9 protein-coding genes are annotated in these 13,258 nt (G+C 73.5%); 2 read left to right on the top strand and 7 right to left on the bottom strand.

Features of this window, described 5'->3' with window-relative positions; translation table 11 throughout:
- Positions 1 to 117 precede the first annotated feature (117 nt).
- The 6 genes from ABZS40_RS10585 to ABZS40_RS10560 all read right to left on the bottom strand — a co-directional run bounded on the left by ABZS40_RS10585 (position 118) and on the right by ABZS40_RS10560 (position 10,752).
- Entirely contained in the window at positions 118 to 1,431 is a 1,314-nt protein-coding gene (locus ABZS40_RS10585) for a DEAD/DEAH box helicase (RefSeq protein WP_354943073.1), read from the bottom strand.
- A 227-nt stretch (positions 1,432 to 1,658) separates the two neighbouring features.
- Positions 1,659 to 1,862, bottom strand: coding sequence for a cold-shock protein (locus tag ABZS40_RS10580; RefSeq protein WP_007464836.1), 204 nt, complete (start codon positions 1,860 to 1,862; stop codon positions 1,659 to 1,661).
- Between the two features lie 226 nt (positions 1,863 to 2,088).
- Positions 2,089 to 5,532, bottom strand: coding sequence for an ATP-dependent DNA helicase (locus ABZS40_RS10575; RefSeq protein WP_354943072.1), 3,444 nt, complete (start codon positions 5,530 to 5,532; stop codon positions 2,089 to 2,091).
- Positions 5,533 to 5,611: 79 nt separating this feature from the next.
- Positions 5,612 to 9,172 (bottom strand): ATP-dependent DNA helicase, encoded by a 3,561-nt coding sequence (locus ABZS40_RS10570; RefSeq protein ID WP_354943071.1) that lies wholly within the window; start codon positions 9,170 to 9,172, stop codon positions 5,612 to 5,614.
- Between the two features lie 168 nt (positions 9,173 to 9,340).
- The gene (locus ABZS40_RS10565; RefSeq protein ID WP_354943070.1) at positions 9,341 to 9,886 is read right to left on the bottom strand and encodes a TIGR00730 family Rossman fold protein; all 546 of its coding nucleotides are present in this window, start codon (positions 9,884 to 9,886) and stop codon (positions 9,341 to 9,343) included.
- Positions 9,886 to 10,752 (bottom strand): TIGR00730 family Rossman fold protein, encoded by an 867-nt coding sequence (locus ABZS40_RS10560; RefSeq protein ID WP_354943069.1) that lies wholly within the window; start codon positions 10,750 to 10,752, stop codon positions 9,886 to 9,888. The genes ABZS40_RS10565 and ABZS40_RS10560 overlap by 1 nt, the downstream gene beginning before the upstream one ends.
- A gap of 154 nt (positions 10,753 to 10,906) precedes the next feature.
- On the opposite strand from ABZS40_RS10560, the gene ABZS40_RS10555 reads away from it, so the two are divergent.
- Positions 10,907 to 11,074 (top strand): hypothetical protein, encoded by a 168-nt coding sequence (locus tag ABZS40_RS10555; protein ID WP_238677800.1) that lies wholly within the window; start codon positions 10,907 to 10,909, stop codon positions 11,072 to 11,074.
- A 50-nt stretch (positions 11,075 to 11,124) separates the two neighbouring features.
- Here the strand turns inward: ABZS40_RS10555 and dapE are convergent, their stop codons facing one another.
- Positions 11,125 to 12,198, bottom strand: coding sequence for a succinyl-diaminopimelate desuccinylase (gene dapE / locus ABZS40_RS10550; RefSeq protein WP_354943068.1), 1,074 nt, complete (start codon positions 12,196 to 12,198; stop codon positions 11,125 to 11,127).
- 78 nt (positions 12,199 to 12,276) lie between these two features.
- Between dapE and dapD the strand changes: the two genes are divergently transcribed.
- The gene (gene dapD, locus ABZS40_RS10545; protein WP_354943067.1) at positions 12,277 to 13,236 is read left to right on the top strand and encodes a 2,3,4,5-tetrahydropyridine-2,6-dicarboxylate N-succinyltransferase; all 960 of its coding nucleotides are present in this window, start codon (positions 12,277 to 12,279) and stop codon (positions 13,234 to 13,236) included.
- Positions 13,237 to 13,258: the final 22 nt, after the last annotated feature.

The raw sequence follows: 13,258 nt of genomic DNA, 5'->3' as shown, positions 1-13,258 counted from the left end.
ACAGGGCTGCCGGCTGACCGGTCGGGTCGCACGGAACAGCCGACCGGCCCGGAACACCGCGTAGACAAAACCGACCCGCCCCGCCGAAGCGGGACGGGTCGGTCGACGCGCAGAGGATCAGACGGTACGAGGGCGACGCGGGCGACGGGACCGGCCCGACGCGCGGTGCGCCGGCCGGGCGCCACCGTCAGCGGCCGAGCCGCCGGAGGTACGGGCCCGAGAGGCGGGCGCCGGCGGAGCGACGATGGTCACCGGCACACCGGACGGCTCGCGGGCACCGGTCACCCGGGCCAGCGCACCGTCACCCGGGCGCACCTGGACAGACTCGGGCCGGATGCCGGCGGTGGCCATCAGCCGGGACACGTCCCGGCGCTGCTCCGGCAGGACCAGGGTGACCACCGAACCGGACTCGCCGGCCCGGGCGGTACGGCCGCCCCGGTGCAGGTAGTCCTTCGCCTCGGTCGGCGGGTCCACGTTGACCACCATGTCCAGGCCGTCCACGTGGATGCCACGGGCCGCCACGTCGGTGGCGACCAGGGCGGTCACCTGACCGTTGCGGAACTGCTCCAGGATCCGGGTGCGCTGCGGCTGGGACTTGCCACCGTGCAGCGCGGCCGCGCGTACGCCCTTGGAGAGCAGCTGGCGGGCCAGCCGGTCGGCGCGGTGCTTGGTGCCCATGAACAGGATGGTGCGGCCCTCACGGGCGGCGATCCGGGTCAGCGCGTCGGGCTTGTCCAGCGCGTCGACGTGCAGCACGTGGTGGGTCATCGCGGTGACCGTCGCGGTGCCCGGGTCGACCGAGTGGGTGACCGGGTTGCTCAGGAAGCGGCGGACCAGCCGGTCCACACCGCCGTCCAGCGTGGCGGAGAACAGCATCCGCTGCCCCTGCGGCGCGACCTGCTCCAGCAGCTTGGTGACCTGCGGCAGGAAGCCCATGTCGGCCATCTGGTCGGCCTCGTCCAGGACGGTGATCTCGACCTGGTCGAGCCGGGCGTCGCCACGGTTGATCAGGTCGTGCAGCCGGCCGGGGGTCGCGACGACCACCTCGGCGCCGGCGCGCAGAGCGTCCGCCTGCCGCTGCAACGACAGGCCGCCGACGACTGTGGTGCAGCGCAGCCCGACGGCGCGGGCGTACGGGGCCAGCGCGGTGGTGACCTGCTGGGCCAGTTCGCGGGTCGGCACCAGCACCAGGGCCAGCGGGCGACCCGGACGGGCCTTACGGCCGGCGGTGCGGGACAGCAGCGGAAGCCCGAAGGCGAGGGTCTTGCCGGAGCCGGTACGACCCCGGCCCAGCACGTCCCGGCCGGCGAGCGAGTCGGGCAGCGTCGCCGTCTGGATCGGGAACGGCTCGGTGATGCCCTGCGCGGTCAGCGCGGTGAGCAGCGCCGGTGCCAGACCGGTATGAGCGAACGAAGGAATAACTGTGGTCATGCGGAAACGAGCCTTCCTCGACGCGGAACGTGTCGAGGGAGGGCGCCGAAGTCGGCGCTGTCAACCGGCGGCGCAAGGCAGCCAGGACTCACAAGCACGAACCGATTGGAGTACGGGCCGGCCCGCCGCCGGGCCGCCGCCTGCATGCGCAGGCGACAGCGGGGCGGGCCGGTCCCGTCACCGTCACACCCGGAGGGCGGGACAGATAATGCTGACCGATCCGAAGATCAGAGCGGGCGGATGTTCTCCGCCTGCGGGCCCTTCTGGCCCTGGGTCACCTCGAACTCGACCCGCTGGTTCTCGTCCAGGCTCCGGTAGCCGGAGGACTGGATCGCCGAGAAGTGGGCGAAGACGTCAGCGCCGCCGCCGTCCGGGGTGATGAAGCCGAAGCCCTTGTCAGCGTTGAACCACTTCACGGTGCCAATAGCCATGTGTTTCGTCTCCTTGACGGAACGTCGGACACGCACGTGTTGCCTGCCCGAAGAGGAGCGCTCCGCGCGGGGATGCGCGAATCGCCTGTCGCTTCTGGTCGCCCCGCCCGGAGAACTCCGGACACAACAAAGAGCGCCTGGGGCCACAATCCCGCCAGGCGCACACAGAGTCTCTGGTAACCAAAACTGCAACCCGGCTAAGCTACCACAGCTTCCCCCGTCAGGGTCAAGCTTGGGCGGAATCTTCGGGCAACTGGGCGATCATGGCCGTGAGGCCCGTCACATCAAGCAGGTCGGCGGGCCGGACGGTCACCCCGTGCCGGACGTAGTGGAACGCCGCGCCCACCCGGTCGACCGGCACGCCGGCCAACTCCGCCCAGGCCAGCCGGTACACGGCCAGCTGCACGGCTGCCACGTCGGCCGCCGGCCCGGTCGGCTGTGCGCCGGTCTTCCAGTCGACCACGTCGAACCGACCGCCCGGCCGGGCAAAGACCGCGTCCATCCGGCCCCGCACCACCACTCCGGCGATCACCGAGGCGAACGGCACCTCCACCTCCACCGGTGACCTGTCGGCCCACTCGCTGGCCAGGAACCGCTCCTGAAGCTCGACCAGCGCCTCGTCGGGTGCGGCATCGGCGTCGGCCGCGCCGGGCAGCTCGTCCAGGTCCAACAGGCGGTCGGCGCCGAAGCGCTGCTCCAACCAGGCGTGGAAGGCGGTGCCTCGACGGGCGTACGGGTTGGGTTCGGCCGGCACCGGGCGACGCAGCGTACGGGCCAGCGCCGCCGGATCGCGCCGCAGCGCGACCAGCTGGGTGACGCTCAGCGCCCCGGGCAGCGCCACCTCGATCGCACCGGAGAGCCGGGTCAGCTCGGCGCGTTCCGCCAACAACAGGTCCGCCTCACTCTGCCAGCGCGCCACCTCCGGATCCACCTCCGGCTCGACCGGCTCGACCGGCTCGACCGGCTCGGCCGTCGACCCGGTCGGCGTGACCGGCGTGGCGAGCACCGGCCCGACCGGCCCGGGGAGCGCCGCCGCCGGACCGTCGGTCATCAGGCGACGCACCAGCCCGGCCGCCTCGGCCAACGCCGGCCGGCGACCGCCCAGCGGGTCGGCCGGCCACTCGGCGCGGAGCACCACCTCGGCCGTGGGGTTCGTCGCGTCGGGGGTCGGCTCCGGCGCCCACGCGTCGATCAGGTGCCCCGGGCCGCCGTCGAGGCAGGCGTCGTACACCTCACGCAGGAAGACCGACGGACCCCGCGGTCGCTTCGTGCCCTCCCCCCACCAGTAACCGGAGCAGAGCAGCAGCCGGCGCGGCCGGGTGACCGCCACGTACGTCAGCCGGCGTTCCTCCCGCTCGTCGTGGGCCCGCCACGCGTCGGTGAAGTCGGTCACCGCCCGCGCCACGGCCCGCTGGTCCCCCGCCTCGTCGAGCGCCAGCTCGGGCAGCCCGTCGGCGTCGCCGCGCAGTGGGAACGGCAGCACGCCCAGCCCACCCAGCCAGTGGTCGGAGTTGCGGACTGGCCCCGGCCACAGCCCGCGACTGAGCCCGGCCACCGCCACCACGTCCCACTCCAGGCCCTTGGCGGCGTGCGCGGTGACCACCTGCACCGCGCCCTCCACCACCTCGACCTCGCCCGGCGCCAGACCACGCTCCTCGTCCTCGGCGGCGGCCAGGTAGGACAGGAACCCGGACAGGGTCGCCCCGGGCGTCTCCCCGCTGAACCGGGCCGCCACGTCGCCGAGCGCGTCCAGATGCCCCCGGGCCAGGCCCGCGTCGCCGGCGCCGTCCCGGCCGGCCCGCACCGCGACCTCCACGTCCAGACCGATGGTCCGTTCGATGTCCGCGATCAGGTCCGGCAGCGCCTGGTCCAGTCGGTAGCGCAGCAGCGCCAACTCCCGGCCGTACGCGCGCAGCCGCGCGAACCCCTCCGCCGAGTACGCCTGCGCCGGCCCGAGGTCGGCCAACGCCTCCACCAGAGTCGCCTCGTCCAACAGGTCGGGGCTGATCTCCGAGGCTTCGTCGGCGGCCACCTGTCGCCGGGCGTTCGCGATGGCCCGGGCCCGCCGGTGCAACGCCACCAGGTCACGCGGCCCGATCCGCCAACGGGCGCCGGTGAGCAACCGCAGCAGCGCGGCGCCATCGGTCGGGTCGGCCAGCACCCGCAGCGTGCAGACCACGTCGCGTACCTCGGGGGTGTCCAGCAGGCCGCCCAGCCCGACCACCTCGACCGGTAGGCCCCGCTCCCGCAGCGCCGACTCGATCGCCGGGATCTGGCTGCGCACCCGGACCAGCACGGCGGTCGTCGGGCGGCGGGCCACCGGGATGTGTTCCGGGGCCGCGCCCGGCATCCCGGCCGCCCCGCCCCAGGCGGCGAGCACGCTGTCGGCGATCCAGTCGGCCTCCTCGGCGTACGTGGGCAGCATCGCGCAGTGCACAGTGCCGCCGGCCGTACCGCCCGGGCTGCGGTGCGGGATCGGGTCCCGGACGGTCAGCGCGGAGCGCAGCTCCGGCACCCGGGCACCCGCCGCCCGCAGCGGGGTGGAGAGCGTGTTCGCCACCCGGAGGATCTCCGGGCGGTTGCGCCAACTCGTGGTGAGCCCCAGCGCCGGGGCCGGCTCGCCGTTGGCGCGGGCGAACTCGGTGGGGAACCGGTCCAGGGTGCCCGCGCTGGCCCCCCGCCAGCCGTAGATCGACTGGCACGGGTCACCCACAGCGGTCACCGGGTGCCCGCCACCGAACAGCGCGTTGAGCAACACCACCTGGGCGTGGCTGGTGTCCTGGTACTCGTCGAGCAGCACCACCCGGAAGCGGTCCCGCTCGATCACGCCGACCCCCGGGTGGTCCCGGGCCACCCGGGCCGCCCGGGCGAGCTGGTCGGCGAAGTCCATCGCCTCGAAGTCCTCCTTGCGCCGGGCGTACGCCCGCACCAGCGGCAACAGACGCAACCGGGTCTGCTGGAGGGTGAGCGCCTTGCGCACGTCGGCGTACACCCGACCCGGCCGGGACTGCACCTCGGCGAAGAACCGACCGGTCCAGGCCGCCAGGTCGTCCGGTGCGACAAGGTGCTCGTCCAGCTCCCCGGCGAGCGCCAGCACCGCGTCGGTGATGGTGCTCGGCATCCGGTCCACAGCGGACATGTCGCCGTCGTAGTTGCGCACCAGCAGGTCGACCAACTGCCAGCGGGACGCCTCGGTGAGCAGCCGGGTGGACGGCTCGTAGCCGGCCCGCAGCCCGTGCTCGGTGACGATCCGCCCGGCGTACGAGTGGTAGGTGGAGACGGTGGGCTCACCCGCGAGCGGGTCGTCCAGCGGGTTCCGTTCCTGCCGGCCCAGTCGGCGGATCAACTGGTCGAGCCGCGTTCGTACCCGGTGGGCCAGCTCGCCGGCCGCCTTGCGGGTAAAGGTCAGCCCGAGGATCTGCTCCGGCCGCACGTACGAGTTGGCCACCAGCCAGACCACCCGGGCGGCCATCGTCTCGGTCTTGCCCGACCCGGCGCCCGCGACGACCAGCAGCGGCTCCACCGGGGCGGCGATGATCGCGGCCTGCTCCCGGGTGGGCGCCGGCAACCGCAGCAGTTTGGCCAGCTCGACCGGTGTGTACCGGGGGCCGGAGTCCGCGAGTCGGGGCGTTGGCGCGGGACCCGCGCCGAACAGGGTGGGCTGACTCACAGTGCCGTCTCAGTTCCCAACACCGGCGCACTCCTCGCCCTCACGGGTGCCGTCCCAGGTCGCGACTGGGCTCGCACGCTCACTCCTCGCCCTCACCTGTGCGTCGGACGGTGGGCGGCTCGACGACCTGGCGACCCTGCCCGGAGACCGGGCAGCTGGTGCGCACCGGGCAGACCCGGCACTTCGAGTTGGCCACCGCGGCGAACGTGGCGGCTGCCATCGTATCGGCGGTCCGCCGGACCAGCGCGGTCGCCCAACCGGCCGCCGGCCCCTCGCTGGCGGCCGGCTGATTCTGCTCCCTGGCGTCCTTGGCTGAGGTGCCGAGCTGCACCAGCGCGGCACCCCCGGACTCGTCACCGAACTCGGCGAACGCCCCCGCCTCCACCGCCGCCTGGTAGGCGCCGAGCTGTGGGTGCTCCGCCAGGTCGGTGCCGGTGACAGCTGTGGACTTGCCGGTCTTCAGGTCGATCACCACGAGGCGTCCGGCCTCGTCGACCTCCAGCCGGTCGACCCGACCGGTCAGGTCGATGGGCCGACTCGGGTCGTCCAGGCGGACGGCGAACTCGTGCTCGATGGCGAGCAACCGGCGCGGATTGGTGGCCAGCCAGCGCAGCAGCTTGTCGACCATCGCCTCGGCGCGTTCCCGCTCCGGCCCGGCCATCCACCGGGCGGCGAGCTCGATCGCGTCGAACCGGGCGGCCACGTAGTCGAGCAGCGCGCCCCGGTCGGCGCTGGCGTCCTCGGCGAGCATCGCGGCGGCGTGCACCAGGTTGCCCACTCCCTGCGCGGTGCTGGTCGGGCCGCTGCCGCCGTGCCGTTCCAGCAGCCAGCGCAGGCTGCACCGCAGCGCGCTCTCCATTGCCGACGGGGTGACCCGCACCGGGTCGCCGTCGTCGACCAGCGGCCGGTCGTCGGAGAGCACCCGCAACCCCCACCAGTCGTCGGGGTGCGCGCCGGGCACGCCGGCGGCGGCGAGCCGGGCCAGTTCGGCCGCCGCGGCGCGCCGCCGGGCCGCCGGGGCGGCCGGGTCGGTGATGGCGGTACGCAGTTCGGCGACCAACGCCGGCAGTGTCAGCGCCCGGGGTGGACGGGTCACCGGCAGTGCCCCGGGGCGGTCCGGCTCCTCGTCGCCGGTCTCGCCCGTCGCAGCGCCCCCGGTACCGCCGGAGGCCGGCTCGGTGCGGGGACCGGGCGGCGGGCCGGGCGCCGTCGGCGGAGTCGGCGGTGTGCTCGGCGGGGTGGGCGGCGGGCCGGGCGGCGGCGTGCTCGGCGGCGGCGTGCTCGGGCCCAGCTCGTGCAGGAAGCGGCTGGGCTGCTCCTCGTGGTCGTCCCCGCCCACGGCGGCCGACGCCACGGCGCTGACCAGCAGCCGGTGCCGGGCCCGGCTGATGGCGACGTGGAAGAGCCGGCGCTCCTCGTCCAGCAACGCCGAGGTCTGGCCCACCACGTTCGCCGCGGTCGCGCCGTCGACCGACCGACCGGCCAGCACGTCGACCAGTCGCTCGGAGCCGAGCAGGCTGCCGCGCAGCCGCAGGTCCGGCCAGATGCCCTCCTGCACGCCGGCCACCGCGACCAGGTCCCATTCCAGGCCCTTCGCGGCGTGCGCGGTGAGCAGGCGTACCGCCGCACCCCGGTCGGCGGTCGGGGCGATGGTGTCGGCCGGCAGGTCCTGGGCGAGCACGTGATCGAGGAAGACCTCGGTGCGGGCGCCGGGCAGCCGATCGGTGAACCGGGCCGCCGCGTCGAAGAGGACCAGCACGGCGTCCAGATCGCGGTCGGCCGCCTCGGCCCGCCGTCGCCGGGCCAGGTCGCCCTCGCCGGCCTCCGGACGCCCCTGGTTGATCGCGCCGGCCCACCGCTCGGCGAGACCACTGGCGTGCCAGACGGCCCAGAGCACGTCCTCGGCTGTCGCACCCGGCCGGGCGGCGGCTTCGCGGGCGATGGCCAGCAGCCCGGCCACCGCCTGCGCCGGCTCCGCCCAGCGCCGCTCGATGCCGGCCAACTCCTCCGGGTCCTGCAGTGCCTCGACGATCAGCTCCCCGGAGGGGCGTCGGTCACCACCGGCCAGCGCGAGCGCGCGAAGGCCCTGCCGCAGCCGCCGCTCGGCCAGCGGGTCGGCCCCGCCCAGCGGCGAGTGCAGCAGCGCGACGGCGGCCTCCTCGTCGAGTCGTGCCGGCTCCAGCGCGCAGCGCAGCAGAAGGAGCAGCGGCGCTACCGCCGGTTGCAGGTGCACTGGCAGATCCTCACCGTGCACCACCGTGGGTACGCCGGCAGCGTGCAGCGCCCGTCGCAGGGTGGGCAGCTGCAACGCTGTCGACCGCACCAGCACCGCCATCCGGGACCAGGGCACGCCGTCGAGCAGGTGGGCCGAGCGCAGCGCATGGGCCAGCCAGGCGGCCTCGCTGGTCGCCGAGCGGAAGGTGTGCACCTCGACCACGCCGGGCGGCGCGTCCGGCAGGGGGTGCAGCCGACGGTGTGCGGCCGGACCCCGCAGCCGGCGACCCAGCCGGGCGATCGCCGCGAGCAGACCCGGCCCGGCCCGGTACGACGTGGTCAGCAGCGCCTGCGCGGCCGGAGCACCGGACGCCGTCCGGAACCGGTGCGGAAACGTCGCCACCCCGGCCGGGTCGGCGCCCCGGAAGGCATACGTGGAGGAATCCGGATCGGCGAACGCGACGAGCGACTTGCCACCGCCGGCGATCACCGAGAGCAGCTCCAGTTGGGCGGGGTCGGTGTCGGCCAGCTCGTCGAGGTAGACGTACGCGAGCCGACGGCGCTCGGCGGCCAGCAACTCCTCGTCGTCGCGCAGCAGCCCGGTGGCCGCCCGGACCAGCTCCGCCGGGTCGTACGCGATGGAGCCCCGGTTGCTGACGTCGCGCAGCGCGAGCACTGCGACGTACTCCCGCAGGAAGCGCGCGGCGGCCGGCCAGTCGGCACGGCCGAGTCTGTCACCCAGCCGGGCCAGGTCGACCGGGCCCACGCCGCGCTCGGCGGCGCGCATGAGCAGGTCGCGCAGTTGGCCGGCGAACGCCCGGGTCCGCAGGGCGGGGCGCAGGTCGGTCGGCCAGCCGACCGGGTCGTCCTCGGGCTCCTCGCCCACCACGTCCAGCAGCTCACGGATGATCAGATCCTGCTCGGGGCCGGTGAGCAGCCGGGGCGATGGTTCGCCCCGCTCGGCGGCGGCGCGGCGGAGCAGCCCGAAGGCGTACGCCGGGAAGGTGCGCACCAGCGGCTCGCGCAGCACCCGGTGGCCGTCCTGCGCGACCCGGGCCTCGATGCGCTGTCGCAGCGCTGTGGCGCCTCGACGGCCGAAGGTCAGCACCAGGATCCGTTCGGGGTCGACCCCCTCGGCCACCCGGGCGGCGACAGCCTCGACCAGCGTGCTGGTCTTGCCGGTGCCCGGGCCGCCGAGCACGAGCATCGGCCCGTCGGTGTGCCCGACCACCTCGGCCTGCACCGGATCGGCCCGCCAGCCGCCGCCGAGGGCCAGCTCGGGCCCGGCCACGCCATCGGGCCCACCCGACGCGCCGACAACGCCCACTGACAGGCCGCCGCCGGCGGGCACGGGAGCGCTGTCAGGCGTCGTCCCGTCTCCCCGCGCCGGCCCTCCGGGCCGCCGCACCAACCGGTACGCCTGCATCAGCTCATCCCATCAGACCCATACGACACCCACCCACCCAAACCCCACCCCCACACCGCACCCCATCAACCCCCGTCGATCATGAAGTTGGCGGCGCGACACGCCGACAGCGACGTCGTCAACTTCATGATCACCGCGGACGGGCGGGGTGGGCCCGAGGTGGGGCGGTCAGGTCAGGTGGGATTCCAGGACGTCGAGGGCCTCGGTGACGGTGGTGGTGACCGTCAGGAGGTCGCGGCCGGCGGGCTTGAGGAAGGTCTGGTCGGCCAGCGCGTCCAGCCAGTCCACCAGGGGGCGGTAGAACCCGTCGGTGTCGATCAGCACCATCGGCTTGGTGTGCAGGGCGAGGGTGGCGGTGGTCCAGACCTCGAACAACTCGTCCAGGGTGCCCAGCCCGCCGGGCAGGGTGAGGAAGGCGTCCGACTTGTCGATCATCAGGGTCTTGCGGCTGGCCATCGAGTCGGTCACCAGCAGCTCGTCCGAGGCCAGGTCGGCGACCTCCAGGTCGACCAGCGACTGCGGGATCACGCCGACCGTCCGCCCACCGGCGGATCGGGCGCCGTCCGCCAGCGCGCCCATCATGCCGACGCAGCCACCACCGCTGACCAGCGTGTGGCCGCGCCGGGCCAGCTCCGCGCCGGTCTCGGCGGCCAGGTCCAACCAGCGCTGATCGAGGGTACGAGAGGAGGCGCAGAAGACGCAGATCGCCGCCATCAGTCGTGGTCCCGGGGCTGCTCGGCGGCCTGTTCGGCTGCGGCCTGCTGGTCCGCGCCGGTGCGGGCGACAGCCTCCTCGCGGACCGCCTCCTGCTCGACGGAGAGCGCGGCCTCCGAGGCGACGATGTAGCGGACCGCCTCGTTGACGTCGTCGGTGAGACAGATCAGGTCCAGGTCGACCGGCCCGATCTTGCCGGTGGCGGCCATCGTGTCGCGCAGCCAGTCGAGCAGGCCCTGCCAGTAGGCGACGCCCATGAGCACCACCGGGAAGCGGGTGACCTTGCCGGTCTGCACCAGGGTGAGCGCCTCGAACAACTCGTCCATGGTGCCGAACCCGCCGGGCAGCACGACGAACGCCTGGGCGTACTTGACGAACATCGTCTTGCGGGCGAAGAAGTAGCGGAAGTCGATGGGCAGGTCGACCCACTCGTTGATGCCCTGCTCGAACGGAAGCTCGATGCCGAGCCCCACGGAGAGCCCACCGGCCTCGCTGGCGCCGCGGTTGGCGGCCTCCATCACCCCGGGCCCGCCGCCGGTGATCACCGCGTAGCCGGCTCGAGCCAGCGCGCCACCCAACTGCTCGGCCAGCTGGCACTCGACGCTGTCCGGCGCGCTGCGCGCGGAGCCGAAGACGCTGACCGCCGGCGGCAGGTCGGCGAGGGTGTCGAAACCCTCGACGAACTCGGAGAGGATGCGCAGCGCGCGCCAGGCGTCCTTGGTCTTCCAGTCGCCCCGACCCCGTGAATCCAGCAACCGCTGGTCGGCGGTGCTGCTGGTGATCGCCCCCCTGCGCAGCGTGACCGCACCGCGATGCCGCTCCTGTCCCGGACCGCGACCGGCCTCCCGCCCGTTGCTCTGGCTCATGGGGCAACCGTAGTGGAGCAGCACCGGCCGGGTGCGCGGGGCGGGGACGCCGAGAAATTGTTCGGGATCATGGGCAACTATTCGGCGCTCCCGTACGTCTTACTATTCACATACCGGGTATGCCCCGGCGCGCGCCTTCGGGGGAGGAGACAGCGTGATCAGCAACAACGAGATGATCCGGATCCGTCGCCAGATGCAGCGACGGATCCGAGACGTGGTGGCCGAACGCCGCCGCACCCGCCAGCAGAACCCGACCCCCACCTCCCCCATCCCCTCCGGGACCGATCAAGAGGTTTGCGTCGCCGACAACGGGCCAGGCTGACGCAAACCTCTTGATCACCGGGGCGACCGGACGCGACGGGGCGACCAGGGTCAGGCCGGGGCCAGCCAGCGGTGCAGGGTTGCCGCACCGTCGCGGATCTTGCTGATTTCGACGTGCTCGTCGGGGTGGTGGGCGAGGTTCGGGTCGCCCGGGCCGAAGTTCAGCGCGGGGATGCCCATCGCCGCGAACCGGGCCACGTCCGTCCAGCCCAGCTTGCCGATCGGCGCGGCGCCGACCGCCGCCAGGAACTCCTTCGCGGGGGCCGCGTCGAGCCCGGGCGCGGCACCGGCAGCCGTGTCGGTGACTGCCACCTCGAAGCCGGCGAACACCTCACGCAGGTGCGCCTCCGCCTCGGCCGGGGTGCGGTCCGGGGCGAACCGGTAGTTGACCTCGACCTCACAGAGGTCGGGGACCACGTTGCCGGCCACCCCACCGTTGATCCGCACGGCGTTCATGCCCTCGCGGTAGTCGCAGCCGTCGATGGTGACCCGACGCGCCTCGTACGTCTGGAGGCGTCGCAGCACCTCGCCGGCCGCGTGGATGGCGTTCACCCCGTGCCAGGAGCGCGCCGAGTGGGCGCGTACGCCGGTCGTGGTGACGACCGAGCGCATGGTGCCCTGGCAGCCCGCCTCGACGATGCCGTACGTCGGCTCCAGCAGCACGGCGAAGTCCGCCTGCAACCACTCCGGGAACGCCTGGGCGACGAGGTTGAGGCCGTTGTACCGGGACTCGATCTCCTCGGCCTCGTAGAAGAAGTACGTCACGTCGTAGCGCGGCTCGGGCAGCGTCACCGCCAGGTGCAGGGCGTACGCGGTGCCGGACTTCATGTCGGAGGTGCCGCAGCCGTACATCAGGTCGCCGCGCATGGTCGAGGGGAAGTTGTTGTTCAACGGCACAGTGTCGAGGTGCCCGGCCAGCACGACACGCTGCGACCGACCGAGGTCGGTGCGCGCCATCACCGTGTTGCCGTGCCGGTGGGTGGTCAGGTGCGGTACGCCCCGCAGCACCTCTTCGACACAGTCGGCGATCGCCTTCTCGTTGAGGGACACGGACTCTATGTCGACCAGAGCGCGGGTCAGCTGCACCGGATCGGCGAGGACCTCGGGGGTCAGCGGGTTCTCCATGGTTCGCACGGTACCTTCAGGTCTGTCAGCGCGAGGAGCGAGCCGAGGTCAGCCCGGCCGTGACCGAGAGGTGTAACAGTGACGTCCGCAGATTCCGCCTGGGGCATCGGCCTGGCCACGGTCACCGCCGACGAGCAGGTGCTCGATACCTGGTACCCGACCGGCAAGCTGGGCCTGGGCGAGCTGCCGCTGGTCGCCGGCGAGGACAAGGCGGACGTGCTCGACCTGCCGCCGGCCGCGCTCGGTGACCGGTCCCTGCCCGGTCTGCGTACCGTGCAGGTGGTCACCGTGATCGGCTCGCTGGACGACCCGATCAAGGACGCGTCCGACGCGTACCTCCGGTTGCACCTGCTCTCGCACCGCCTGGTGCGACCCAACCAGCTCAACCTGGACGGCATCTTCGGCAAGCTGGCCAACGTGGCCTGGACGTCCGCCGGGCCGTGCCCCCCGGAGCGGGTGGACGAGCTGCGGGTGATCGAGCGGGCCGCCGGCCGGCACCTGGCGGTGTACGGGGTCGACAAGTTCCCGCGGATGACCGACTACGTTGTGCCCGCCGGTGTGCGGATCGCCGACGCCGACCGGGTCCGCCTCGGCGCCCACCTGGCAGCCGGCACCACAGTGATGCACGAGGGCTTCGTCAACTTCAACGCCGGCACCGTCGGCACCTCAATGGTCGAGGGGCGGATCGTGCAGGGCGTGCTGGTCGGCGACGGCTCCGACATCGGCGGCGGGGCCTCCATCATGGGCACCCTCTCCGGCGGTGGCACCGACAAGATCAGCATCGGTGAGCGGAGCCTGGTCGGCGCGAACGCCGGCGTCGGGATCTCGCTCGGCGACGACTGTGTGGTCGAGGCCGGCTGCTACATCACCGCCGCGTCGAAGATCACGCTCCCCGACGGCCGGGTGGTCAAGGCCCGGGAGTTGTCCGGCGTCGACGGCCTGCTGTTCTGGCGCAACTCGATCACCGGCGCGCTGGAGGCCCGGCCGCGCACCGGCCGGGGCATCGAGCTGAACGCCGCCCTGCACGCCAACGACTGACGGACCCGCCCGGGTCCGCGGC

This window comes from Micromonospora sp. NPDC005324, from assembly GCF_040607155.1.
In the GTDB taxonomy this organism is placed as follows: domain Bacteria; phylum Actinomycetota; class Actinomycetes; order Mycobacteriales; family Micromonosporaceae; genus Micromonospora; species Micromonospora trifolii.
The sequence above is the reverse complement of the archived record's forward strand: the minus strand, read 5'-3'. Positions and strand labels throughout refer to the sequence as shown.